The 24,139-nt window shown below is 73.6% G+C and carries 19 protein-coding genes; 12 read left to right on the top strand and 7 right to left on the bottom strand.

From position 1 onward, the window contains the following. Positions 1 to 410: 410 nt before the first annotated feature. Positions 411 to 827: a cupin domain-containing protein gene (locus tag IEY73_RS30710; protein ID WP_189082850.1), complete on the bottom strand. Its 417-nt coding sequence runs from the start codon at positions 825 to 827 to the stop codon at positions 411 to 413. A gap of 53 nt (positions 828 to 880) precedes the next feature. On the opposite strand from IEY73_RS30710, the gene dinB reads away from it, so the two are divergent. Further along, complete coding sequence (gene dinB, locus IEY73_RS30705) at positions 881 to 2,071, top strand: DNA polymerase IV (protein WP_189082849.1); 1,191 nt, start codon at positions 881 to 883, stop codon at positions 2,069 to 2,071. A 70-nt stretch (positions 2,072 to 2,141) separates the two neighbouring features. Further along, entirely contained in the window at positions 2,142 to 2,918 is a 777-nt protein-coding gene (cobF, locus tag IEY73_RS30700) for a precorrin-6A synthase (deacetylating) (RefSeq protein WP_189082848.1), read from the top strand. Here cobF and cobN read toward each other — a convergent pair. Next, positions 2,915 to 6,481, bottom strand: a complete 3,567-nt coding sequence (gene cobN, locus IEY73_RS30695; protein ID WP_189082847.1) for a cobaltochelatase subunit CobN — start codon at positions 6,479 to 6,481, stop codon at positions 2,915 to 2,917. The genes cobF and cobN overlap by 4 nt on opposite strands. A gap of 107 nt (positions 6,482 to 6,588) precedes the next feature. Here cobN and IEY73_RS30690 point away from each other — a divergent pair, with 107 nt between their 5' ends. Genes IEY73_RS30690 through IEY73_RS30680 form a run of 3 tightly spaced genes read left to right on the top strand, consistent with a single transcriptional unit; the run spans position 6,589 to position 10,087 of the window. Next, entirely contained in the window at positions 6,589 to 7,908 is a 1,320-nt protein-coding gene (locus IEY73_RS30690) for a ferredoxin-like domain-containing protein (RefSeq protein ID WP_229716308.1), read from the top strand. Then, entirely contained in the window at positions 7,908 to 8,525 is a 618-nt protein-coding gene (locus IEY73_RS30685) for a precorrin-8X methylmutase (protein ID WP_189082846.1), read from the top strand. The genes IEY73_RS30690 and IEY73_RS30685 overlap by 1 nt, the downstream gene beginning before the upstream one ends. A 2-nt stretch (positions 8,526 to 8,527) precedes the next feature. Then, positions 8,528 to 10,087 carry a precorrin-2 C(20)-methyltransferase gene (locus IEY73_RS30680; protein WP_189082845.1) on the top strand — a complete coding sequence of 520 codons (1,560 nt, stop codon included), beginning with the start codon at positions 8,528 to 8,530 and terminating at the stop codon, positions 10,085 to 10,087. Here IEY73_RS30680 and IEY73_RS30675 read toward each other — a convergent pair. From IEY73_RS30675 to IEY73_RS30665, 3 genes are read right to left on the bottom strand one after another with little or no spacing between them, the layout of a single operon-like run. Then, positions 10,054 to 10,797: an FAD:protein FMN transferase gene (locus tag IEY73_RS30675; RefSeq protein ID WP_229716307.1), complete on the bottom strand. Its 744-nt coding sequence runs from the start codon at positions 10,795 to 10,797 to the stop codon at positions 10,054 to 10,056. The genes IEY73_RS30680 and IEY73_RS30675 overlap by 34 nt on opposite strands. A gap of 11 nt (positions 10,798 to 10,808) precedes the next feature. Next, on the bottom strand, positions 10,809 to 11,399 hold the full coding sequence (locus IEY73_RS30670) for an FMN-binding protein (RefSeq protein ID WP_189082844.1): 591 nt from the start codon (positions 11,397 to 11,399) through the stop codon (positions 10,809 to 10,811). A 42-nt stretch (positions 11,400 to 11,441) separates the two neighbouring features. Further along, positions 11,442 to 13,010: a ferredoxin reductase family protein gene (locus tag IEY73_RS30665; RefSeq protein ID WP_189082843.1), complete on the bottom strand. Its 1,569-nt coding sequence runs from the start codon at positions 13,008 to 13,010 to the stop codon at positions 11,442 to 11,444. 204 nt (positions 13,011 to 13,214) lie between these two features. Here IEY73_RS30665 and cbiE point away from each other — a divergent pair, with 204 nt between their 5' ends. Genes cbiE through IEY73_RS30650 form a run of 3 tightly spaced genes read left to right on the top strand, consistent with a single transcriptional unit; the run spans position 13,215 to position 15,969 of the window. Further along, positions 13,215 to 14,486 (top strand): precorrin-6y C5,15-methyltransferase (decarboxylating) subunit CbiE, encoded by a 1,272-nt coding sequence (cbiE, locus tag IEY73_RS30660; protein WP_189082842.1) that lies wholly within the window; start codon positions 13,215 to 13,217, stop codon positions 14,484 to 14,486. Further along, positions 14,483 to 15,226: a precorrin-4 C(11)-methyltransferase gene (cobM, locus tag IEY73_RS30655; RefSeq protein ID WP_189082841.1), complete on the top strand. Its 744-nt coding sequence runs from the start codon at positions 14,483 to 14,485 to the stop codon at positions 15,224 to 15,226. Before cbiE ends, cobM begins: the two co-directional genes overlap by 4 nt. Next, positions 15,214 to 15,969 (top strand): cobalt-precorrin-6A reductase, encoded by a 756-nt coding sequence (locus IEY73_RS30650; protein WP_189082840.1) that lies wholly within the window; start codon positions 15,214 to 15,216, stop codon positions 15,967 to 15,969. The genes cobM and IEY73_RS30650 overlap by 13 nt, the downstream gene beginning before the upstream one ends. A gap of 6 nt (positions 15,970 to 15,975) precedes the next feature. Here IEY73_RS30650 and mgrA read toward each other — a convergent pair whose 3' ends face one another. Then, on the bottom strand, positions 15,976 to 17,022 hold the full coding sequence (gene mgrA, locus IEY73_RS30645) for an L-glyceraldehyde 3-phosphate reductase (RefSeq protein ID WP_189082839.1): 1,047 nt from the start codon (positions 17,020 to 17,022) through the stop codon (positions 15,976 to 15,978). A 159-nt stretch (positions 17,023 to 17,181) separates the two neighbouring features. Between mgrA and IEY73_RS30640 the strand changes: the two genes are divergently transcribed. The 3 genes from IEY73_RS30640 to IEY73_RS30630 all read left to right on the top strand — a co-directional run bounded on the left by IEY73_RS30640 (position 17,182) and on the right by IEY73_RS30630 (position 20,186). Next, positions 17,182 to 18,093, top strand: a complete 912-nt coding sequence (locus IEY73_RS30640; protein WP_189082838.1) for a ricin-type beta-trefoil lectin domain protein — start codon at positions 17,182 to 17,184, stop codon at positions 18,091 to 18,093. A gap of 103 nt (positions 18,094 to 18,196) precedes the next feature. Further along, a complete protein-coding gene (locus IEY73_RS30635; protein ID WP_189082837.1) occupies positions 18,197 to 18,943 on the top strand; it encodes an IclR family transcriptional regulator in 747 nt (248 codons plus the stop codon). A 76-nt stretch (positions 18,944 to 19,019) separates the two neighbouring features. After that, positions 19,020 to 20,186, top strand: a complete 1,167-nt coding sequence (locus tag IEY73_RS30630) for a 4-hydroxybenzoate 3-monooxygenase (protein ID WP_189082836.1) — start codon at positions 19,020 to 19,022, stop codon at positions 20,184 to 20,186. Between the two features lie 22 nt (positions 20,187 to 20,208). Here IEY73_RS30630 and IEY73_RS30625 read toward each other — a convergent pair whose 3' ends face one another. Next, positions 20,209 to 21,669 (bottom strand): benzaldehyde dehydrogenase, encoded by a 1,461-nt coding sequence (locus IEY73_RS30625; protein WP_189082835.1) that lies wholly within the window; start codon positions 21,667 to 21,669, stop codon positions 20,209 to 20,211. A gap of 400 nt (positions 21,670 to 22,069) precedes the next feature. Between IEY73_RS30625 and IEY73_RS30620 the strand changes: the two genes are divergently transcribed. Further along, positions 22,070 to 23,176, top strand: coding sequence for a lytic polysaccharide monooxygenase auxiliary activity family 9 protein (locus IEY73_RS30620; RefSeq protein WP_189082834.1), 1,107 nt, complete (start codon positions 22,070 to 22,072; stop codon positions 23,174 to 23,176). The last annotated feature ends 963 nt before the right edge of the window (positions 23,177 to 24,139 follow it).

Raw genomic sequence — 24,139 nt, 5'->3', positions numbered from 1 at the left:
GCCGGCCCGCCCCGGCCCCGCGCCGGCCCCGCGCCGGCCCCGCCCCGGCCCCGCGCCAGCACCCCGCCGATCATGGACTTTGCGGTCGGACATGTCGCCCACGCCACCCCATACCCCGCCCGGAAACTCCATGATCGACACGCACCACCGGCGCTGTCCGCTCGATCTTGAGCTTGTGGGGGGCGATTGGTGTAGGCACGACCGACATGTCGGACCACAAAGTCCATGATCGACGGGCCACCGGCGCGGGGGCGGAGGGCGCGCGGGCGCGCGGGCGCGCGGGCGGAGCGGGGCGGCGCGGGGAGGGCGGCCAGCGCGTGGGCGCATGGGCGCGGGGGCGGCGCGGGGAGGGCAGCCGGCGCATGGGCGCGCGGGCGGAGCGGGCGGCGCGGGGAGGGTGGGCGGTGTGGCTATGCCATGGTGAAGTCGGCGAAGTCGAAGCCCGGCGACACCACGCAGCTCACCAGCACCGGATCCGTCCCCGCCGGGCGTGCCGACTGCCAGACCCCGGCCGGCACCAGCACCTGCGGGCGGTCCAGGCCCAGTGTCACCGAGGCCGGGGCTGCCGGCGCTCGCCCGGAACCGCCCAGGGTCAGCGTCAACGGTCCGCCGGTGTGCCAGAACCATAGTTCGTCCGAGCGCACCACATGCCAGGCGGACTCCTCGCCCGGGTGCAACAGGAAGTAGATGGCGGTCGCCGCCGCCCGGGTGCCCTCGTACCCGGGCGGCTCGATGGTGGTCTCGGACCGGAAGGTCTCCCGGAACCAGCCACCCTCGGGATGTGGTTGCAGGTCGAGCTTCTCGGCCAGGGGAGGTCGCGACGTCATGTTCCCATCCTGCCGGATCACGTTATTCGAACATCTGTACTAGGATCTGGCCCGTGGTGGACACGGCGACGATTCTGCACGCCGACCTCGACTCGTTCTACGCGTCGGTCGAGCAGCGTGACGATCCCGCGTTGCGCGGGCGTCCGGTGCTGGTCGGGGGTGGCGTGGTGCTCGCGGCCAGCTATGAGGCCAAGGCCTTCGGCGTGCGCACGCCGATGGGTGTGGCGCAGGCCCGCGCGTTGTGTCCCGGTGCCGTGGTGGTGCCGCCGCGGATGTCGGCTTATGCGACGGCCAGCCGTTCGGTGTTCGGCATCTTCCGGGACACCACGCCGCTGGTCGAGCCGATCTCGATCGACGAGGCATTCCTGGACGTGGGCGGGCTGCTGCGGATCCGTGGCGCCCCGGCGCGCATCGCGGCACGGCTTCGCGCGCAGGTGCGCGACCGGGTCGGGTTGCCGATCACGGTCGGTGTGGCGCGCACCAAGTTTCTGGCCAAGGTGGCCAGCGGCGTCGGCAAGCCGGACGGTCTGCTGGTCGTCGCGCCCGGCGGCGAGCTGGCGTTCCTGCATCCGCTGGGGGTGGAGCGGCTGTGGGGTGTCGGGCCGGTCACCGCGGCGAAGCTGCGCGAGCAGCGCCTGCGCACGGTCGGCGACGTGGCCCGGGTCGGCGAGGCGGCGCTGGTGGCGATGCTGGGCCGGCACACCGGCCGGCACCTGCACGCCTTGGCGCACAACCACGATCCGCGCCCGGTGCGCACCGGGGTGCGGCGGTCCTCGATCGGGGCGCAGTGCGCGCTGGGTGGCCGTCCGCGGGCGTTCGCCGAGATCGACGCCACCCTGGCCGCCCTGGTCGACCGGGTCACCCGCCGGATGCGTGCCGCGCACCGGGCCGGGCGCACCGTGACGGTGCGGCTGCGGTTCCGCGACTTCGCGCGTGTCACCCGGTCGCGCAGCATGCGGGTACCCACCTCGCTGACCCAGCCGGTCCTGGACGTCGCCCGGGGCCTGCTGGAGCAGGCGCACCCGATGATCGCCACGCGCGGGCTGACCCTGGTCGGGGTGGCCGTGGGCAACCTGGAGTCCGACCGGTTCCAGCAGTTGGAACTGCCGATCCGCGCGGGCGCGCCGGAGGTGCTGGACGCCGCGCTGGACGCGGTCCGGGACCGGTTCGGCGCGGCCTCGGTGACCCGCGCCGCCACGCTGGGCCGGGAGCTGGGGCCGTCGGTACCCCTCCTGCCGGACTGATCAGCCTGCCGGACCTGGCCGGCGGGGCCCGGCACCGCCGGGCGCGGGCGCGTCGGGCAGACTCGACGGGATGCGGATCTACGTCATCGGGATCGGGGCGGGCGACCCCGACCACCTCACCCTGCAGGCGGCCAAGGCAATCGGCCGCACCGACGTGTTCTTCCTGATGGACAAGGGCGAAGCCAAGGACAGCATGATCGCGCTACGACGGCGGCTGATGTCCTCGTACGGGCGGCCGGGGCATCGGGAGGTGCAGGGCCGCGACCCGGAGCGGGACCGCGCCCCGGCGGATTACCCGGGCACCGTGGCGGACTGGCGGAGCCGGCGCTCCGCGGTCGTCGAGGAGCTGATCCGCGACCATCTGGACGCCGGTCAGACGGGCGCCTTCCTGGTCTGGGGGGATCCGACGCTGTACGACTCCACCATCGCGATCCTGGACGAGATCCTGGCCCGGGGCGCGGTCGAGTTCACCTACGAGGTGGTGCCCGGCATCAGCAGCGTATCCGCGCTGGCCGCCAAGCACCGGACGCCGCTCAACCGGGTCGGCCGCCCGGTGCAGATCACCACCGGCCGGCGGCTGGCCGAGTCGTGGCCGGACGGCGTCGACGACGTCGTGGTGATGCTGGATTCGGGACCGGGTCTGGCCGCGGCGCCGGACGACGCGGACGTCTACTGGGGCGCCTACCTGGGCACCGCCGACGAGTTGCTGGCCGCGGGACCGATGGCGCAGGTGCGCGACGAGATCGCGGACCGGCGGGCACGGGCCCGCGCCGAGCACGGCTGGATCATGGACACCTACCTGCTGCGCAGGCCAGACGGCAAGGACGGGCCGGAGACCACGGCCTAATCCTCGCCCTCCAGGTCGCCCTCGGTGTCCAGATAGACCTGCTGCAACGCGCTCAGTGTCTCCGGCGTGGGCGCCGCCCACATCTTGCGGTCGGCGGCCTCCAGCAGCCGCTCGGTGATGCCGTGCAGCGCCCACGGGTTCGACTGGGTCATAAATTTCTGGTTCTCCGGATCCAGCACGTACGTCGCCGCCAGTTGCTCGTACATCCAGTCCGCGACCACCCCGGCGGTGGCGTCGTAGCCGAACAGGTAGTCGACGGTGGCGGCCAGCTCGAACGCGCCCTTGTAGCCGTGCCGCCGCATGGCCGCGACCCAGCGCGGGTTCACCACGCGCGCCCGGAAGACCCGGGCGGTCTCCTCGGTCAGGCTGCGGGTCCGGGTGGCGTCCGGGTTGGTGGAGTCGCCGACGTACGCGGCGGGCGCCTTGCCGGTGAGCGCCCGCACCGTGGCGATCATGCCGCCGTGGTACTGGAAGTAGTCGTCGGAGTCGGCGATGTCGTGCTCGCGGGTGTCGATGTTCTTGGCCGCCACCTCGATGCGCCGGTACGCGTTCTCCATGTCCGGCCGCGCGGGCACACCGTCCAGGTCCCGCCCGTAGGCGAAGCCGCCCCAGACCGCGTACACCTCGGCCAGGTCGGCGTCGTCGCGCCAGTTCCGGCTGTCGATCAGCGGCAGGATCCCGGCGCCGTACGCGCCCGGCCGCGATCCGAAGATCCGCGTGGTGGCCCGCCGCCAGTCGCCGTGCGCGTCCCGGTCGGTGGTGGCGTGCGCGCGCACAAAGTTCTGCTCGGGCGGCTCGTCCAGGTCGGCGACCATCCGCACCGCGTCGTCGAGCATCGCCACCACGTGCGGGAACGCGTCCCGGAAGAAGCCGGAGATGCGCACCGTGACGTCGATGCGGGGGCGGCCCAGCTCGGCCGGCGGGATCGGCTCCAGGCCGGTGACCCGCCGCGAGGCCTGGTCCCACACCGGACGCACGCCGAGCAGCGCCAGGATCTCCGCGATGTCGTCGCCGGAGGTGCGCATCGCGCTGGTGCCCCACGCGGACAGGCCCACCGAGCGGGGCCAGTCGCCGTGGTCGGTGCGGTAGCGGTGCAGCAGCGAATCGGCCATCGCCTGGCCGGTCTCCCAGGCCAGCGCGCTGGGCACCGCCTTGGGGTCGACGGAGTAGAAGTTGCGGCCGGTGGGCAGCACGTTGATCAGTCCGCGCAACGGTGATCCGCTGGGGCCGGCCGGGACGTAGCCGCCGTCCAGCGCGTGCAACGTGTGCGTCAGTTCGTCGGTGGTGCGGGCCAGCCGGGGCACGATCTCGGTCGCGGCGAACGTCAACACCCGCGCGACGGTGTCGTCCGCGCGGGCCAGCACGGCGGCGGTGACCTCCCCCGCCGCAGCGGGATCCCAGTCGCGCTCCTCCATCGCGACCACGAGGGCGCGGGCGGTCTCCTCGATCGCGTCCACCGCGGTCCGCTCGGCGGCGTCCGCGGTCTCGTCCAGGCCGAGCGCCTCGCGCAGTCCGGGCAGCGCGGCGACCTGCCCGGCCCACATCTGCCGGGCGCGGAGCATGGCCAGCACCAGGTTCACCCGGGCCTCGCCGGACGGTGCCGCGCCGAGCACGTGCAGCCCGTCGCGGATCTGCGCGTCCTTCACCTCACACAGCCAGCCGTCCACGTGCAGCAGGAAGTCGTCGAACTCCTCGTCGCCGGGACGCGACGCCAGTCCCAGGTCGTGGTCGAGGCGGGCGGCCTGGATGAGGGTCCAGATCTGCGCCCGGATAGCGGGCAGCTTGGCCGGGTCGAGTGTGGCGATGGCGGCGTGCTCGTCGAGCAGTTGCTCCAGGCGGGCGATGTCGCCGTACGACTCGGCGCGGGCCATCGGCGGAACCATGTGGTCGACAAGGGTGGCGTGCGCTCGCCGCTTGGCCTGCGTGCCCTCCCCCGGGTCGTTGACCAGGAACGGATAGATCAGCGGCAGATCGCCGAGGGCGGCGTCGGCGCCGTCGGCGGCGGACATGCCGACGTTCTTGCCGGGCAGCCATTCCAGGTTGCCGTGCTTGCCGACATGCACCACCGCGTCGGCGCCGAAATCGTCCGCCAGCCACCGGTACGCCGCCAGGTAGTGATGGCTGGGCGGCAGGTCGGGGTCGTGGTAGATGGCCACCGGGTTGGCGCCGAAGCCGCGCGGAGGCTGCACCATCACCACCAGGTTCTCCTCGCGCAGGGCGGCGAGCACGATGTCCCCGCCGTCGGTGTAGAGCTCCCCCGGCGGCGGACCCCAGTGCTGCCGCACCGACGTGCGCAACTGTTCCGGCAGGGTGGCGAACCAGGTCGCGTACCGCTGCCCGGAGATCCGCACCGGGTTGCCGGCCAGTTGCTCCTCGGTGAGCCAGTCCGGGTCTTGGCCGCCGGCCGCGATCAGCGCGTGCATCAGGCCGTCCCCGTCGAACTCGGTGAACGTGCCGGTGCGATAGCCACGTTCGCGCATCGCCCGCAGCAGCGCCACGGTGGACGCCGGGGTGTCCAGCCCGACCGCGTTGCCGATCCGGGAGTGCTTGGTCGGGTACGCGGACAGCATGACCACCACGCGTCGCTGCTGCGGCGGCACGTGCCGGAGCCGGGCGTGCCGCACCGCGAGGCCGGCCACCCGGCGGGCCCGCTCCGGGTCGGCGACATAGACGGAAAGCCCGTCCGGGTCGATCTCCTTGAACGAGAACGGCACGGTGATGATCCGCCCGTCGAACTCCGGGATCGCCACCTGCGTCGCGGCGTCCAGTGGTGACAGCCCGTCGTCGCTGGCCTCCCAGGCGGACCGACTGCTGGTCAGGCAGAGGCCCTGCAGGATCGGCACGTCCAAATCGGCCAGCACGCCGACGTCCCAGGCCTCGTCGTCGCCACCCGCGCCGGCCGTCGCGGGCCGGGTCCCGCCGGCCGCCAGCACGGTGACCACCAGCGCGTCGGCGCGGCGCAGCTCGGCCAGCAGTTCCGGCGGGGCGGACCGCAGCGACGAGGTGAACAGCGGCAGCGGACGACCGCCGCGCTCCTCTACCGCCCGGCACAGGTCCTCGACGAAGGCGGTGTTGCCGGCCATGTGATGCGCCCGGTAATAGAGGATGCCCACCGTGGGACCCGTGGCGGTGGTCGACGCGCGGGGCAGCGGCCCCCAGTCCGGCGCCGGCTCGGCGGGCGCGAACCCGTTGCCGGTCAGCAGGATCGTGTCGGACAGGAAGTCGTGCAGCGCGGCCAGGTTGGCGGCGCCGCCGTGCGCCAGATAGGCGTGCGCGTCGGCGGCGACCCCGGCGGGCACCGTGGACAGTTTCATCAGCTCGGCGTCTGGCGCCTGCTCACCGCCCAGCACCACCACCGGCCGGTCGCCACTGAGCAGCGCGTCCAGCCCTTGCGCCCAGGCCCGGCGTCCGCCGAGCAGGCGCACGATCACCAGGTCCGCGCCGTCCAGCAGGGCGGGCAGGTCCGCCGCCGCAGTGCGGGCCGGGTTCGCCAGGCGATAGCCGACGCCGCTGGCACGGGCGCTGAGCAGATCGGTGTCGGACGTCGACAGCAACAGGAACACGGGGCAACCCTGCCGACCGCGAGCGGTTCGCGTCAAGGCGGCCAGGTCGATGTGATGCTGCTGACGGGCCTCGGCAGGTCCGGTCCGGCGTCCGTAGTATCCGGGCCGTGCCTGCCATCGATCGACGCGCCGATGCCGACGCCTGCCCGGGGGCGCTGCGCCTGCACGCCGCGGCGGACGGCCCGCTGGCGCGCATCCGGCTGCCCGGCGGGCTGCTCACCGGCGCGCAACTGGCGGTGGTGCGGGACATCGCGGACCGCTGGGGGGACGGGCACGCCGAGCTGACGTCACGAGCCAACCTGCAGTTGCGGGCGGTGACCGGTGCGCCCGCCGGGACGCTTGCCGACCGGCTGGGCGGCGCGGGGCTGCTGCCCTCGCCGTCGCACGAGCTGGTCCGCAACATCCTGGGGTCGCCGCTGCCCACCGCCGCCGCCGTGGCCGCACTGGTCGCCGACCTCGACGCGCGGCTGTGCGCCGACCCGGCCCTGGCCGCGCTGCCCGGCCGGTTCCTGTTCGCCCTGGACAGCGGGCACGGTGACGTCGCGGGAGCGGCGGACGTCGCGGCCGTGTTCGGCGAGACGCCGGCCGCCGAGGTGCGCATCATCTTCGCCGGGCAGGATCCGGGGCTGCGGGTGGACCGGAACCGGGCGGTGACTGCCCTGCTCGCGGCCGCCCACGCCTTCCTCGACGAGCGAGCCGTCGCGCCCGGCCCCGACGAGCGAGCCGCCGGGTCCACTCTCGACCGGACCGAGCGTCCCAGCCCGCCCGCGTGGCGGCTGCGGGAACTGCCCGACGGACCGGCCCGGGTGGCGGCCCGCACCGCCGTCGCGCTGGAGCTCGCCGCGCCCACCGGGGCGCCGTCCGCGGTGCCGCCGGCACGCCCGCCGGCCCCGCCGGTCGGCGTGCACCGGCAGCCCGACGGCGGCTGGAGCGCGGGTGCGCTGGTGCCCCTCGGCCGCCTGCGCCGGCATCAGATGTCCGTGCTGTCCGCCGCGCCGTCCCTGGTGATCACGCCGTGGCGCGGCGTGCTGGTGACCGGCCTCCCACGGGACCAGGCGGGCGCTTGGCTGGACCGGTTCGCCGCGGCCGGGCTGGAGGTGCGACCGGACTCGCCGTGGGCGGGGGTGACCACCTGCGCGGGGCGCCCCTGTTGCGCGAAGGCACTGGCCGACGTGCGTACGGATGCCGGTGCAGCGGTGGCCGCGGACGGCGCCCGGCCGTCCCGGGAGCACCCCGCGGACCGGTTGCCGGTGCATTGGATCGGTTGTGCACGCGGATGCGGCAGCCCCGCCGGTCCGCACGTGCGGGTGGAGGCCACCGGCGACGACTACCTGGTGCGGGCGCCGTCGGGCGCCTGGCGGGAGCCGCACCGCAGCGTCGGCGCCCGCGCCGCCGAGGCTCGCGCTGTCGACATGAGGAGCAGTTGATGGAGTATGTGCGCGACGGCGCGGAGATCTACCGCAGGTCCTTCGCGACCATCCGCGCGGAGGCCGACCTGTCCGCCCTTCCGGGCGACGTGGCCCGGGTCGTGGTCCGGATGATTCACGCCTGCGGCATGGTGGACCTGGCCGGCGACGTCGGGTTCAGCCCCGGGGTGGTGTCGGCCGCGCGGGCGGCGCTGCGGGCCGGCGCGCCGATCCTCTGCGACGCCGAGATGGTGGCGGCCGGTGTCACCCGGTCCCGGCTGCCCGCCGCCAACGACGTGATCTGCACACTGCGCGACCCGGCGGTGCCGGCGTTGGCCCAGCGGATCGGCAACACCCGCAGCGCCGCCGCCCTGGACCTGTGGGGCGACCGGCTGGCCGGTGCCGTGGTCGCCATCGGCAACGCGCCGACCGCCCTGTTCCGGCTGCTGGAGATGGTCGAGGCGGGCGCACCCCGGCCGGCCGCCGTGGTGGGCATCCCGGTCGGGTTCATCGGCGCGGCCGAGTCCAAGGAGGCGCTGTCCGTCTCCGGCCTGGAACACCTGGTGATACGCGGCAGGCGCGGCGGCAGCGCCGTCACCGCTGCCGCGGTCAACGCCGTGGCCTCGGAGGAGGAGTGAACATGACCGGCCGCCTGTACGGTGTGGGACTCGGACCGGGAGACCCGGAACTGGTCACGGTCAAGGCCGCACGGCTCATCGGCGCGGCGGATGTGATCGCCTACCACGCCGCTCGCCACGGGCGGAGCAACGCCCGCGCGATCGCCGAGCCGTACCTACGCGCGGGCCAGATCGAGGAACCGCTGATCTACCCGGTGACCACCGAGCCGACCGACCATCCGGACGGCTACCAGGGTGCGATCGACGAGTTCTACACGGCGAGCGCGGCCCGGCTCGCCGCGCATCTGGACGCCGGCCGTGATGTGGTGGTGCTGGCCGAGGGTGACCCGTTCTTCTACGGCTCCTACATGCACATGCACAAGAGGCTGGCCGACCGATACCCGGCCACGGTGGTGCCCGGGGTGACGTCGGTGAGCGCGGCGGCGGCGGTGCTCGGGCGACCGCTGATGGAACGCGACGAGGTGCTGACGGTGCTGCCCGGCACGCTGACCGCGGACGATCTGGCGGCCCGGCTGGCGGCCACCGACTCGGCCGCGGTGATGAAGCTCGGCCGCACGTTCGCCCCGGTGCGCGAGGCCCTGGACCGTGCGGGCCGACTCGACGACGCGTGGTATGTGGAACGGGCCACCACGGATCGCGAACGCACCGGACGGCTGGCCGACATCGATCCGGACAGCGTGCCGTACTTCTCGCTCGCGCTGCTGCCGAGCCGGGCCGCGGGCGCCCTCTCATCCGCCGCACCGGCGGCCGAACCGCCGGAGCCGGGCGACGGTGGCGTGACCGTGGTGGGTCTCGGACCGGGCGGCCGGGACTGGCTGACCCCGCAGGCGCAGGCGGCCCTGGCCGAGGCGGACGACCTGGTGGGTTACGCGCCCTATGTGGACCGGGTGGCGCCGAACCCCCGCCAGCGCCGACACCGGTCGGACAACCGGGTGGAGGCCGAGCGTGCCGCGTTCGCGCTGGACCTGGCCAAGCGCGGCCGTCGGGTGGCGGTGGTCTCGTCCGGCGACCCGGGCGTGTTCGCCATGGCGGCGGCGGTGCTGGAGACCGCCGAGGACCCGCAGTGGAAGGACGTCCCGGTCCGCGTCGTGCCGGGCCTGACCGCGGCGCAGGCGGTGGCGAGCCGGGTCGGCGCACCGCTGGGCCACGACTTCTGCGTTCTGTCGCTGTCCGACCGTCTCAAGCCGTGGCCGGTGATCGCCCAGCGGCTGACCGCGGCGGCCGAGGCGGACCTGGTCATCGCGATCTACAACCCGGCGTCGAAGACGCGCACCCGGCAGTTGGCGACCGCGCGGGAGTTGCTGCTGGCGCACCGCTCCCCGGACACGCCCGTGGTGGTGGGCCGCGACGTGGGCGGGCGGGCGGAGTCGGTGCGGGTGACCACGCTGGACAAGCTGGACCCGGCCAGCATCGACATGCGGTGCCTGCTGATCGTGGGATCGTCGCAGACCAGGGCGCACACACGCGGCGACGGCACGCCGTCGGTGTACACCCCGAGGCACCACCCGGGCGACGGCGCCCCGGCCGATCAGGACAGGACCGGCAAGCCCGCTGACGTGTAGGCGCGGCCGTCGTCGGTCACCACCGCCGACTCGTATCCGTCCGCCACCCGCGTCGCCAGCCAGTCGATGCCCGCCTGGCCCATGGCGATCGCCGCCGTCGCGTACGCGTCGGCCAGCGCCAGGTCCGGTCCCACCACGGTGGCCGAGGCCAGTCCGCAGGCCGCCCGGCCGGTGCGCGGATTGCGGACGTGGTCGCCGCGTTCGTACCGGCCGGAGGTGGCCACCGCCCCGTCGGTCACGCCCAGCACCCAGCTCACCCGGTCCGCCTCGGTGGGATGCCGGACACCGATCCGCCATGGGCGCTCGGCGTCGCCGCGCACCCGCACGTCGCCGCCCGCGTTGATGTGATGCCGCCGGGCACCGGCCGCCGCCAGCCGCGCCGAGGCCACCTCGACCGACCAGCCCTTCACATAGCCGCTCGGGTCGAGGCCGCCGGTGGCGTACACATCGAAGAAGCCGTCGGTCGAGCGCCACAGATCGGCGCAGGCGCCGAGCACGTCCCGCAGGTCGGCGGAGCAGTCCTCCAGGCGCACCGCACCGCGCTGCAGCCGGTTCACCTCGCTGTCCGGACGGTACGTGCTGAACCGCTCGTCCACCTCATGCAGCCAGGCGCACACGTCCCCGATCAGTTCCCGCAGGCGGGCGTCGGGCAGCGGGTCGGCGAGTTCGATGCTGACCGCCGTGCCCATGACCATCTCGACGTGGCGCATGGGCACGGATGCTACGCGCCGGCCGAGTCCAGGGCGGCCTGAAGCGACTTGACGTACGACTCGCTGGTGAACGTCGCGCCGGAGACCGCGTCGACGTCGGCGCTCTGTGCCTTCAGCGTCTCCTGCTTCAGGGCGGCGACGGCCGGCGGGTTGATCCGGCCGCTGTCGGCGGTGGTCGGATAGGTCGCGTCCACCGCGGAGATCTTGCCGTCGGAGATCTTGATGGAGACCCGGACGGTGCCGTACGGGTTGGTCACCGCGCTGCCCCGGTACACCCCGTCGGCCGGCCCGTCCTGGCGCGCACCGCCGTCCGAGGGCTCCGCCGGCTTCTTCTCCTTCTCCTTGTTCTTCTGCTTGCCGGAGGTCTCCGTGGATCCCTTGCCGGACGCCTCCTTGGACGCCTTGCCGGACCCCGACGGCGTCGGCTGCCCGGCCTCCCCGGCCTGCCCGTCGGACACCTCCGACCCGGCCAGATCGGTGTCGGACAGGTCGACCGGCGGCGGCGCGGCGGTCACCGCGGGCGCGGCCACGCTCAGCCGTACGCCGATGATCAAGGCCGCCCCGGTGAGGGTGCCCACGGCTGCTGCGGTGCTACGTCGCATGTGTCTACTCCGGGTCGGGAAGATTCGCGTGGATGTCTGCGGTCAGAACTCGAAGGGGTCCAGGTGGATCTGGCTGTCCGGCACGTCCAGCCCGTGCAGCGTGCCCACCGCCGCGTGCACCAGCCCCGGCGGTCCGCACAGGTAGACGTCGCGGCGGTTCACGTCCGGCACCAGGCCACGCAGCCCGTCCGGGGTGAACAGGCGGCGCGGGCCGGGATCGGTGCGGGAGCCCACGATGTAACGGACCCAGGCGTCCCGGTGCTCGGCCAGGTCTTCCAGCTCGGCGCGGAACACCAGCTCCTCCGGCCGGCCCGCGCGATAGATCACGATGGTGTCCGGCGGCATGTCCTCCAGCAGCGCCCGGATCGGCGCGATGCCCGAGCCGCCCGCGATCAGCAGGGCACGCCGCCGGGTGCGCCGCTGCGCGGTGAACGTGCCGAACGGCCCCTCCGCCCACACCGGCGTGCCGGGCTCCAGCTCGGCCAGCTTCGCGGTGTGCCGGCCGACCGCCGTGACGGTCAGCCGCAGCCACTGCGAGTTCGGCGCCGCGGACAACGAGAACGGATGCGACTGCCACCAGCCGCCCGCGGTCAGGAACCGCCACCGCATGAACTGCCCGGCCCGCGCGGGTAGCCGGTCCAGCCGCTTCCCGTCGATGTAGATCGAGAACGTGTTCGCGCCCTCGGCCACCACTTGGGCCACCTCGAACCGGTGCCGCACGTTCAGCCACACCGGCTCGACCAGCCGGCCCCAGATCAGCGCGGAGATCACCAGCGCGCCGAGGCCGGGCCAGAAGACCGACGCGTACCGGCCGCTGAGGTTCGCGCCGGTGGCGATCTGGTGGCCGTACGCCAGCAGCAGCGCCAGGTAGCCGCTCAGGTGGATCAGGTGCCACAGCTCGTACGGCAGGCGGTTGCGCGCCGCGCGGATGGAGATCAGGCTGATCAGCACCAGGATGCCGGTCGCGGCGGTGGCGCTGAGCATCTCGGGCAGCGTGGTGATGATCGTCCAGCCCTGGTCCACCACCGGCTGACCGGCGGTCAGCGCGTAGCCGTAGGTGATGAGCACCACATGCGCGAGCACCGCGACGACCAGCGAGGTGCCCAGCCCGCGATGCCAGCGCAGCAGGTCCCGGGCGCCCACCCACTCCTCCAGCCAGGACACCCGGCTCATCATCAGCAACTGCACGAACAGCAGGTAGCCGCCGATCAGCCCGGTGATCCGGCCCGCCGCGAGCAGCATCGACGCGGCGTCCCGCACCGCGCCGGCCTCGGTTTCGAACAGCCACAGCGACACGCTGGTGGCCAGGCCGGCCATGAACAGCAGCCCGACCAGCAGCCGATTTCCGGAGGTCGCCTCGGCGGGCGGGCGGTCGTCGATGGGCGGCGTCGCCGGCCCTTCGGCGGTCCAGCCGGTCGGGTCGGTGTGCGACTCCACCACGATGTCGCTGCGCCGGTACGCGTCCGGCGTGGGCGGGCCGTCCCACCACGGCTGCGCGGAGTCCGGGCGCGCGGACACCGGATGCGCGGACACCGGGCGCGCCGGGTGCTCCAACAGGTCGGCGCCGGCATGTCGCTGATCCTCAAAGGTCGGGAACTGTTGGCGCACCATCGTTCTCACCCGCTGTCGCAGCACTCGTGGCCGGCGCCTGCCACCCCCTGCGGCCGGCGGACGACCCGCATGGCCGGGCCGTCGCGCTGTGGTACGGACGGCCGGGCGGCTTCGCTCAACGCGGCGGCAAGAAAGTGGTGATGTCCCGCTCACGGGTGCGCCCGCCGGCACGCGCGCCGGGCACCGCCGGGTACCGTCCGCCGGGTGACCAGCACCGGCCCCGTACCCGAGACCAGCACGGCCCCGGCGCGCACGCCCGGCGCACCGGCTCGCGACGCCGGAACCGTCGTGGTGGTGGGCATCGGCGCTGCCGGATGGGCCGGGCTCGCCGATCCGAGCCGGGCCGAACTGCGCGCCGCCGAGGTCGTCCTGGGTTCCGCCCGGCAGCTCGCGATGCTGCCGGACGACGTGCCGGGCGAGCGGATCGGCTGGCCGACGCCGCTGCTGCGCGCCCTGCCGGACCTGCTCGCCGCACACCGCGAGCGCCGGGTGTGCGTGCTCGCCAGCGGTGACCCGATGTTCCACGGCATCGGCGCGACCCTGGCCCGGGTGCTCGGCGCGGACCGGCTCCGGGTGTTGCCGCATCCGTCGTCGGTGTCGCTGGCCGCCGCCCGGCTCGGCTGGCCGCTGGCTCAGGTGGACGTGCTCAGCCTGGTCACCGCGCCGCTGGCGGAACTGCGCCCGCTGCTGCACGACGGCCGCCGCATCCTGGTGCTCAGCGCCGGCGCGGACACCCCGGCGCGGGTGGCCGGGCTGCTGTCCGAGTGCGGGTTCCCGGACAGCCGCGTGACGGTGCTCAGCCAGCTCGACGGTCCGGCCGAGTCGGTCGTCACGGCCCGCGCCGGCCACTGGCCCGAGCAACCGGTCGACCCGCTGAACGTGGTGGCCGTGGAGTGTGCCGGCGGCCCCGCCCCGGCGATCGTGCCCGGCCTGCGCGACGACCGGTACGACAACGACGGTCAGCTCACCAAGCGTGAGGTCCGCGCGGTCGCCCTGTCCGCTCTCGGCCCGCGGCCCGGCGAGCTGTTGTGGGACGTCGGCGCCGGCGCCGGCAGCATCGCCATCGAGTGGATGCGCAGCCACCGCAGTTGCCGGGCGATCGCGGTGGAGTCCGAGCCGGACCGCGCCGCCCGCATCACCGCCAACGCCGCCCGGCTCGGCGTGCCCGCGCTGCGAGTGGTGCCCGGACGCGCCCCCGATGCGCTGGCCGGGCTGCCCACGCCCGCGGCCGTGTTCGTCGGTGGCGGGCTGACCCGCGACGGCGTCCTCGACACCTGCCTGGACGCGCTGCCCGCCGGGGGCCGGCTGGTGGCCACCGCGGTGACCGTCGAGTCGGAGGCGGTGCTCGCCGCGGCGTACGCGAGGCTCGGTGGCGACCTGACGCGGATCGCCGTCCACCGGGCGTCCCCGGTGGGCACCTTCACGGGATGGAGAGCGATGATGCCGGTGACCCTGTGGTCGGTGGTCAAGCCATGACGGTGCATTTCATCGGCGCCGGTCCGGGCGCCGCCGACCTGATCACGGTCCGCGGGCGGGACCTGCTCGCGGCCAGCCCGGTCTGCCTGTACGCGGGCAGCCTCGTGCCGGAGGAACTGCTGGCGTTCTGCCCACCCGGTGCGCGCCTGGTGGACACCGCCCGGCTGGACCTGGAGCGGATCGTCGGTGAGATGGTCGCCGCGCACCGGGCCGGTCGTGACGTCGCCCGGTTGCACTCCGGCGACCCGTCCGTGTTCAGCGCGGTGGCCGAGCAGATGCGGCGGCTCGACACAGCCGGCGTGCCGTACGACGTGACGCCCGGCGTGCCCGCGTTCGCCGCCGCCGCCGCGGCGCTCGGCCGGGAGTTCACCGTGCCCGGCGTGGCGCAGACCGTGGTGCTGACCCGCATCGCCCAGCGCGCCACGCCGATGCCGCCGGGCGAGGATCTGGCCACCCTGGGCGCCGCCCGCGCGACGATGGTGCTGCACCTGGCCGTGCAGCACATCGAGACCGTGGCGGCGGACCTGACCGGCCGGTACGGCGCGGACTGCCCGGTCGCGGTGGTGGCCCGGGCGAGCCGAGCGGACGAGCTGATCGTGCGCGGCACGCTCGCCGACATCGCCGCGCGGGTGCGCGACGCCGGCATCGTCCGGACCGCGGTGATCGTGGTAGGCGCGGCGCTGACCGCGGAGCAGTTCCCGGACAGTCACCTCTACTCCGCGGCCCGATGCCGGGATTGACGCCGGGAGGCGACCTGCGGGTGCTGGTGCTCGGCGGCACCACCGAGGGCCGGGAGCTCGCCGCCGCCTGCGCCGGCCACCCCGAGTTGCACACCGTCACGTCGCTGGCCGGGCGCACCGGCCGGCCGGTGCCCATCGCCGGGCGGGTGCGGATCGGCGGCTTCGGCGGGGTCGACGGCCTTGTCGACTTCCTGCGCGACGAGCGGATCGGCGCCCTGGTGGACGCCACGCACACCTTCGCCGCCACCATGACCGAGCACGCCGTGGCGGCGGCGCGGCGCACCGGCGTGCCGCTGCTGATGCTGCGGCGGCCGGGATGGCGGGAACGCCCCGGCGACCGCTGGACGCGGGTGCCGTCCCTGACCGCCGCCGCGACCGCCCTGCGGGGGCGGCACTCGCGGGTCTTCCTGACCACCGGGCGCCAGGGCATCGGGGTGTTCACCGGCCTGGACCGTTGCTGGTTCCTGGCGCGTTCGGTGGAACCGCCGCTTCCGCCGATGCCGGCCCGGATGACGGTGATCCTGGACCGCGGCCCGTTCACCGTGGCTGGGGAGCGGGACCTGATGACCGGTCACCGCATCGACGTGCTGGTGACCAAGGACAGCGGCGGCGCGGACGCCAAGCTGAGCGCGGCGCGCGACCTGGGCGTGCCGGTGATCATGGTGGACCGGCCGTCGCCGCCCCCGGGAGTCCCGGCGGCGGCGACGGTGGACCAGGCGATGGACTGGTTGCGGGCGGTGTGACTCCGCTCAGAGCGTGCCCCGGCGGGCGTCCTGCCACTGATCGACCGAGGCGGTCGCGCCCGCCAGAATCTTGTCGATGGTGGACAGTTCGTCGTCGGTGAAGGTCAGGTTGTCCAGCGCGGCCACATTCTGCTCCAACTGCGCCACGCTGCTCGCGCCCACCACCAGGGACGTGACGCGCTCGTCGCGCAACGCCCAGGCCAGGGCAAGCTGGGCCAGGCTCTGCCCGCGGGCGCGCGCCACCCCGAACAGATCGTTGAGCCGCGCCACCAGGTTCTCGTCGATCGATCCGGGGTCCAGTGACTTGCCCTGCGTGGCCCGCGAGCCCTCCGGGATGCCCTGCAGATATTTGCCGGTCAGCAGCCCCTGGGCGAGCGCGGTGAACCCGATGACCCCGGCGCCCACCTCAGCGGCGGCGTCCAGCAGGCCCTCGGTCTCGATCCACCGGTTCAGCATCGAGTAGGACGGCTGGTGGATGAGCAGCGGCGTGCCCAGATCCCGCAGCAGCGCGGCCATCCGGCGGGTGTGCTCCGCGTCGTACGAGGAGATGCCGACGTACAGCGCCTTGCCCGCGCGTACCGCCGCGTCCAGCGCCCCCGCGGTCTCCTCCAGCGGGGTGTCCGGGTCGAAGCGGTGCGAGTAGAAGATGTCCACGTAGTCCAGGTCCAGGCGGCTCAGTGACTGGTCAAGGCTGGCGAGCAGATATTTCCGGCTGCCGCCACCCTGCCCGTACGGTCCGGGCCACATGTCCCAGCCCGCCTTCGTGGAGACGACCATCTCGTCCCGGTACGGCCGCAGGTCCGCCCGCATCAGCCGACCGAAGTTGAGCTCGGCGGACCCGTACGGCGGCCCGTAGTTGTTGGCCAGGTCGAAGTGCGTGACGCCGAGGTCGAACGCCCGCCGGGTGATGGCCCGCTGCGTCTCGAAGGGCTTGTCGTCGCCGAAGTTGTGCCAGAAACCGAGGGACAGCACGGGCAGGTCGAGTCCCGAGCGTCCGGTCCGGCGGTACAGCATTCCACGGGTGTATCGGTCCGATGCGGCGACATAGCTCATGCCGTCACTATCGCCGCTGGTCAGCCGCGCGTCCACCGGAAGATCGGCAGGTCCGCCGAGGGCGGATCCGCCTCCATGATCTACCGGAGCAAATCTCGCGTATCTTGTCGTACCGCCGGATGCGCACGCCGAGCCGGAACCACACACGCAAGGGACGAGATGGCCGACACCCCCGACACCATGCCGGAGCATGACGAGCCGGTGCTCGTCCGCCCGTACATCACCACCGAGGCGGGCAGCGCGGGCACCGCCCGCACACGGACGCGGTGGCCGGAACCCGCGCCGGCCGGGGACACGCCCGTCGAGGCCGACACCCGGGTGATGCCCGCCCTGTTCGGCGCCGACGGGCCGGGAACGGCACGCCTGCGGCGCATCGTGCTGCTGGGCGGCGCGCTGGTCCTGATGGTGGCCGCGGCGGTGGTCATGCTGGCCACCGGCGGCCGGGAGGACGATGACGCACCGGCGGCGTCGCTGCCCGGCGGCGGCGTCCTGCCGGCGATCACCGGTCCGTCCGGCCACGTGCCCAGCGCCGGCGGCTCGGCCGGTCCGTCCCCCTCGGCGAGCGGCAGCACGCGCCCGTCGGCATCGGCGTCGGCGTCCTCGGCCGGCGCATCGGCCGCGGCGCCCACCGGCAGCGCGGCGTCGTCGTCACCCACCGCAACGCCCAGCTCCGCCGCCCCCTCGGCGACGCTGGCACCACCGCCCGCCGCGGACCGCACCGGCGCGATCACCTCCGCGGGTGGGCGGTGCCTGGCCCTGGGCGGCCTGCTCGGCATCGACGGCAGCCCGATCCAGGCCGCCGGGTGCGGCGGCGGCAGCGCGCAGTGGTTCACCTTGGCCAGCGACGGCACGCTGCGGGTGGCCCGGCGGTGCGCGCAGGTCACCGGCGACCAGACGGTGCGCTCGGTGGGCTGCGACGACCGGGCCGGCGCCCAGTGGCGGACCGGGCCGGGCGGCACCCTGGTCAACCCGGCCTCCGGCGGATGCCTCACCGACCCGGGCGCGGCGGGCGCCACGGTCCGCGTCGCGGCGTGCGACGGCGGGACCACCCAGCACTGGTCCGTGCCCTGAGTGCCGCGCGGCGGCAGTGCACACATGCGTGACCGCATGCGCATACCCGCCCGATCGGCGAGACTCGGAGTCAGCACCTCGACGACTTCGACGAAGGGCCGGTGTGGCGGGCAACAGCGCACAACCGCGGGTCAGCGTCACCTCGCGGGTGCTTGACCTGTTCGGCGCGTTCGACGACGACCATCGCAGCCTGACCCTGTCCGCGCTCGCGCGCCGGGCCGGCCTGCCGCTGGCCACCGCGCACCGGCTGGTCGCCGAGCTGGTCAAGCACGGGGCGCTGGTGCGGCAGAACTCCGGGGCATACGTGGTCGGCCGGCGCATGTGGAACCTCGGCCTGCTGGCGCCGGTGGAGACCGGCCTGCGCCAGGCGGCGGCCCCGTTCCTGCAGGACCTGTACGGCGCCACGCTGGCCACCGTGCACCTGGCGGTGCGCGACGACGCCGTGGCGCTCTACGTCGAGCGGGTCTCCGGCCACGCTTCCGTCCCGGTGGTCAGCCAGGTGGGCTCCCGGCTGCCGCTGCACACCACCGGCGTCGGCAAGGTGCTGCTGGCGCATGCGCCGGAGGACGTGCGGACCCGGGTGCTGGCGAACCTGTCGCGGGTCACGCCGTACACGGTGACCCAGCCGGGCCGGCTGCTCACCCAGTTGCGCCGGGTGCTGGCCGACGGCTACGCCACCACCAGCGAGGAGATGAGCATGGGCGCCAGCTCGATCGCGGTGCCGGTGCGGGAGGCCAGCGGGGAGGTGGTGGCGGCGGTCGGATTCGTGGTGGCCGACCTGCGCCGCGACCGGGCCCGGCTGCTCAGCGCGCTGCAGGTGGCGGCCCGCGGAATCGGGCGCAACCTGTAGCGCCGGCAGGCGAGGGATTCCGGTCAGCGGAAGCACCTTCTTGCCTGGCGGGTGTGTGGCCGATGGGCTGGTGCTCATGCGTACCGAGGTAGCGATCATCGGCGCCGGGCCGTCCGGCCTGCTGCTGGCCCATCTTCTCGCCCGTCGCGGCGTCGAGTCCGTGGTGCTGGAGACTCGCTCGCAGGCGTACGTGTCCGGGCGCATCCGTGCCGGAATCCTGGAACAGTCCACGGTGGATCTGCTCGACGAGGCCGGCCTGGGTACCCGGTTGCGCGCCGAGGGCTATCCGCACCGCGGCGTCTATCTGCAGTGGCCCGGCGAACGCCACCATCTCGACTTCGTCGACCTGACCGGGCGCAGCGTCTGGGTCTACGGCCAGACCGAGGTGCAGAAGGATCTCACCGAGGTGGCCGGGGACCGGGCCGTCTACGAGGTCTCCGACACCGCGCTGCATGACATCGAAGGCGACCAGCCGTACGTGACGTACACCGATGCCGGCGGAACCGGCCGCCGGCTCGACGCCGACGTGATCGTGGGCTGCGACGGCTCGTTCGGGCCGAGCCGGGATGCGGTGCCGGCGGCGGTCCGGCGTACGTGGGAGAAGTCCTATCCGTATTCCTGGCTGGGCATCCTGGCCGACGTCGCGCCGTCCACCGACGAGCTGATCTACGCCTGGCATCCGCGCGGCTTCGCGTTGCATTCCATGCGCTCGCCCACGGTCAGCCGGCTCTATCTGCAGGTGCCCAACGGCACCGACGTCGCGCAGTGGCCGGATGACCGGGTCTGGGCGGAGTTGGCCACCCGGCTGGGCGACGGCGCCGACGGGTGGACGCTCACGCCGGGACCGGTCACCGAGAAGAGCGTGCTGCCGATGCGCAGCTTCGTGCAGGCGCCGATGCGACACGGCCGGTTGTTCCTGGCCGGCGATGCCGCGCACATCGTGCCGCCGACCGGCGCCAAGGGGCTGAACCTCGCGGTGGCCGACGTCGGCCTGCTGGCCCCGGCGCTTGTCGCGCTGCTGCGCGACAAGGATCCGGCGCTCGCCGACCGGTACGGCGAGGACGCGCTGCGCCGGGTCTGGCGGTGCACCCACTTCTCCTGGTGGATGACCACGATGCTGCACACCAGCGAGGACCCGTTCGAGGCGCAGCTACAACTCGCGCAGTTGCGCTCGGTGGTGTCCAGCCGGGCCGGCGCCACCGCCCTGGCGGAGAACTACGCGGGCCTGCCGATCGGGCGGTGACGTCTCAGCCCGGCTATCCGGCTCAGAACGGGTAGGGCGGCACGTCGCCGCGCAGGGTCACCCACTGCGTCTCGGTGAACGCCTCGATGTTGGCGGTGGGTCCACCGTGCCGGGCGCCGGTCCCGGAGGACCCCACGCCGCCGAACGGCGCTACCGCCTCGTCGTTCACCGTCTGGTCGTTGATGTGCACCAGCCCGGCCGGGATCTGCTCGGCCAGCCGCAAACCGGCCTGCACATCGCGGGTCAGGATGCCCAGCGACAGGCCGTACTCGGTGTCGGCGGCCATCCGCGCCACCTCGTCCAGCGAGGAGAACGGCGTCACCGGGGCCACCGGCCCGAAGATCTCGTCGGTGTATGCGGGCGCATCGACCGGGACGTCACCGAGCACCGTCGGGCGGTAGAACAGGCCCTCGTACGTGCCGCCGGTGTGCACCTTGGCCCCGCCGGACACGCTCCGCGCGACCACGTCGTGCACCCGGTCCCGCTGCCCCTCGTCGATCAGCGGCCCGAGCGCGACGTCCTCCCGGTACGGGTCGCCGACCTTGAGGCCGGCGGCCTTCTCGGCGAGCAGGGCGGTGTATTCGTCGGCGACGTCACGGTGCACCAGATGCCGGGAGGTGGCCATGCAGATCTGGCCGGAGTGCACCAGCGTGCCGAAGGCGCCCGCGGACACCGCCGCCGGAACGTCCACGTCGTTCATCACGATCAGCGCCGAGTTGCCGCCGAGCTCCAGGTGTGCCCGCTTGAGGTGCTGGCCGGCCAGGGCGCCCACGGCACGGCCGGCGCGGGTGGAGCCGGTGAACGCGATGACCCGCACCGGCGGCGCGGTCACCAGGCTCTCCCCCACCTCCGGCCCGCCGGGCAGCACCTGCAGCACGCCGGGCGGCAGCCCGGCCTCCTCGAACAGGCGCGCGAACATGACGCCACCGCTCACCGAGGTGCGCGGGTCGGGCTTGAGCAGCACCGCGTTGCCGAGCGCCAGGGCGGGTGCGATCGCCCGGATGGCCAGGATGGTGGGTACGTTGAACGGCGCGATCACCGCGACCACGCCGGCCGGTACGCGGCGCGAGAACGACAGGCGCGGCATCTCGGTGCGCAGCAGTTCCCCGTACGGATGACTGGGCAGTGCCGATGCCTCCAGGCACTCCTGGGCGCTGGTGTGCACCTGGAAGTCCGCGAACGGCGTGACCGTGCCGCACTCGCGGGACAGCCACTCCTTGATCTCGGCGGCGTGCTCGGTGAGCAGGTCCGCGGCGCGGCGCAGCACGGCAGCCCGCTCGGCGAACGGCGCCGCCGCCCATTCCCGCCCGGCCGGCACCGCCCGTTCCGCGGCGGCGGTCACGTCGGACGGGTCGGCCCGGCCCACCTCCCCGAGCGCGTTCCCGGTGGCCGGCTCGGTCACCGCGTACGTGCCGCCGTGTCCGTCGGTCCACGCGCCGGTCCAGATCTTGCCGTGCCAGACGCCGTCGTCCAGCAGTGCCATCGCGGATCACCCCTGTCGCCATATCGCTGCGCGGTCCCATCATCAACCGCACGGCTCGGACGCTAGGCAGGTCACCGCCCCAACGCGAGATCCACGTTCCGCTGGGCGGAAGCGGGAGGATCGGCACCGCACTGACCTTTTCCACCCGGCATCGAGCCCGTCGCTTGCTCGCCGTCGACCAGCGGCGGCATCTGCCGGCCTCGCCACGGTGAAGAGGTTCATTGATTTGGCTCGAACTATCTGTGACCCTGAGGGCAGCACGCAGCCGGGAGCCACGCGGCATGCGGAGACACAGGGCAGCCTCCGCCGTACCCCCATAGGTCTGGCCCCCGCGCGCCGCGCCCCCCGATCGGCCGGGCGTCACCGCGGCGGCCTCCGTCCCCTGGAGTGCTGAATCCTCATGTTGACATCCCTTCGTCGACGGCTGCTCGCCGCCGGCATCGCCGGGGCCATGGGCGCCGCGGTGGCCGTCGCGGTCGTGCCGTCCGGCCCGGCGTTCGCGCACGGCAACATCACCAGCCCGGCCTCCCGCAACTACGGCTGCTACGAACGCTGGGGCGACCGGTTCCAAGACCCGGCGATGGCCACCGAGGACCCGATGTGCTGGCAGGCCTGGCAAGCCGACCCCAACGCCATGTGGAACTGGAACAGCCTGTTCCGCGAGGGCGTCGGCGGCGACCACCAGGGCGCCATCCCGGACGGCCAGTTGTGCAGCGCCGGCCTCACCCAGAACGGGCGCTACGCAGCCATGGACGCGGTCGGCAACTGGACCGCCGCCTCGGTCGGCAACAGCTTCAACGTACGGTTGTTCGACGGCGCCCGGCACGGCGCCGACTACATCTGGGTGTACGTCTCCCGGCCCGGATACAACCCGGTCACCACCCCGCTGAAGTGGTCCGATCTGGAACGGGTCAGCCAGATCGGCAACACGCCCGCCGCGCAGTGGGATCAGCTCGACAACGGCGTGCAGATCGACGTTCCGGTGCAGCTCAGCGGGCGCACCGGCCGCGCCGTGGTCTACACCATCTGGCAGGCGAGCCACCTGGACCAGTCGTATTACTTCTGCAGCGACGTCAACTTCGGCGGAGGCGGCACCACCACCCCGCCGACCACCCCGCCGACGACGCCTCCGACGACACCGCCCACCACTCCGCCCACCACACCGCCCACCACTCCGCCCACCACGGTCCCGACGACGCCGCCGGCGTCCGGCGGATGCTCGGCGACGTACGCGGTGACCGGCCAGTGGCAGGGCGGCTTCCAAGGCGACGTGACGGTGACGGCGGGTTCGTCGCCGATCCGCGGGTGGACGGTGACCCTGACGTACCCGAGTGCGGCGAGCGTGACGCAGGCGTGGAGCGCGACGGTGAACGTCAGCGGCAACACGGTGACCGCCACGAACGTCAGCTACAACGGCAGCCTGGCGGCGTCGGCGAGCACCTCGTTCGGGTTCCTGGGCTCCGGCACGAGTTCGACCCCGACGGTGAGTTGCAGCGCGGTGGCGTAGCCGGAGCCGGGCCTAGCCGGGCTTCACGGGCCTAGCCGGGCCTAGCCGGGCCTGGCCGGGCTTGACGGGCCTGGCCGGGCTTGACGGGCCTAGCCGGGCTTGACGGGCCTAGCCGGGCCTAGCGGTGCCGCCGGCCTCGCCGGGCGGGCCGCACCCGGCACGGAGCCTCAACGGTGCCGGTCCTCACCGGTGCGACGGTGAGCCGGTCGTTGTCGAAATCGTGGAGACACTTCTACGAAATCATTTCGATCGATATAGTCAGCGTACCGCTCTTGGGAGCGCTCCCATAGTGGATGTCGCTCCGGCTCCCGGCGGTCCGCCCGCCGAGCGCACACCGCCCGAAAGGAGGTCGCACCAGCACCACCGCGTGGCACGGCTCCGACGAAACACCATGTGCTCCGCGCGCGGGGACGAGGTCGCCCACCCCGTCCCCGCGCGATCCCAAAACAGCCCTTAATACGGCACGTCACCACTCGGCACGTCACCACTCGGCACGGCACCACTCGGCACGGCACCGGGCCGGGGCTCAGGCGCCGGGGATGGGGTCCGAGGAGCGACCAGCCGTACGCCAGGCACCCCCACGCCCGATCAGCCGTAACCCAGGCACGTCAACCTCCAGCCGTAACAGCCACACGCAACGGCCCAGCCCCCCCGTGACAGCCACACGCAACGGCCCAGCCCGTGACAGCCACACGCAACAGCCCAGCCCCCGTGACAGCCACACGCAAACGCCAGCGATCCCCAGGCAGCCCCACGCAAACGCCGGCGGCCCCGGGCAGCCCCGCACCATGCCCGATCCCGAAGGGTGGCGCCCCCGCACCGATGGATCTTGAGCTTCACTGGCCCGAATAGCACCGACACAACCGACTTATCCGACCGCCATCTTCAAGATCTGTGAGTGTTGGTGTCAAGTGGTGGCTTGGAGGGTGCGCCAGATTTGGCGGGCTATGTAGCGTTTGAGGC

It is taken from the genome of Mangrovihabitans endophyticus, assembly GCF_014646155.1.
Lineage (GTDB): Bacteria > Actinomycetota > Actinomycetes > Mycobacteriales > Micromonosporaceae > Actinoplanes > Actinoplanes endophyticus.
Note: the sequence above shows the minus strand (reverse complement) of the source record. Positions and strands in the feature narration are given on the sequence as shown.

What these genes read in the sequence shown, in the direction of transcription:
- mgrA (WP_189082839.1), bottom strand. Translation starts at nt 17,022, where the DNA reads ATGAGCTATGTCGCCGCATCGGACCGATACACCCGTGGAATGCTGTAC.
- IEY73_RS30620 (WP_189082834.1), top strand. Translation starts at nt 22,070, where the DNA reads ATGTTGACATCCCTTCGTCGACGGCTGCTCGCCGCCGGCATCGCCGGG.
- IEY73_RS30640 (WP_189082838.1), top strand. Translation starts at nt 17,182, where the DNA reads ATGGCCGACACCCCCGACACCATGCCGGAGCATGACGAGCCGGTGCTC.
- IEY73_RS30680 (WP_189082845.1), top strand. Translation starts at nt 8,528, where the DNA reads ATGACCGGCCGCCTGTACGGTGTGGGACTCGGACCGGGAGACCCGGAA.
- cobF (WP_189082848.1), top strand. Translation starts at nt 2,142, where the DNA reads ATGCGGATCTACGTCATCGGGATCGGGGCGGGCGACCCCGACCACCTC.
- IEY73_RS30685 (WP_189082846.1), top strand. Translation starts at nt 7,908, where the DNA reads ATGGAGTATGTGCGCGACGGCGCGGAGATCTACCGCAGGTCCTTCGCG.
- IEY73_RS30710 (WP_189082850.1), bottom strand. Translation starts at nt 827, where the DNA reads ATGACGTCGCGACCTCCCCTGGCCGAGAAGCTCGACCTGCAACCACAT.
- IEY73_RS30670 (WP_189082844.1), bottom strand. Translation starts at nt 11,399, where the DNA reads ATGCGACGTAGCACCGCAGCAGCCGTGGGCACCCTCACCGGGGCGGCC.
- IEY73_RS30650 (WP_189082840.1), top strand. Translation starts at nt 15,214, where the DNA reads ATGCCGGGATTGACGCCGGGAGGCGACCTGCGGGTGCTGGTGCTCGGC.
- IEY73_RS30675 (WP_229716307.1), bottom strand. Translation starts at nt 10,797, where the DNA reads ATGCGCCACGTCGAGATGGTCATGGGCACGGCGGTCAGCATCGAACTC.
- IEY73_RS30625 (WP_189082835.1), bottom strand. Translation starts at nt 21,669, where the DNA reads ATGGCACTGCTGGACGACGGCGTCTGGCACGGCAAGATCTGGACCGGC.
- IEY73_RS30630 (WP_189082836.1), top strand. Translation starts at nt 19,020, where the DNA reads ATGCGTACCGAGGTAGCGATCATCGGCGCCGGGCCGTCCGGCCTGCTG.
- cobM (WP_189082841.1), top strand. Translation starts at nt 14,483, where the DNA reads ATGACGGTGCATTTCATCGGCGCCGGTCCGGGCGCCGCCGACCTGATC.
- IEY73_RS30665 (WP_189082843.1), bottom strand. Translation starts at nt 13,010, where the DNA reads ATGGTGCGCCAACAGTTCCCGACCTTTGAGGATCAGCGACATGCCGGC.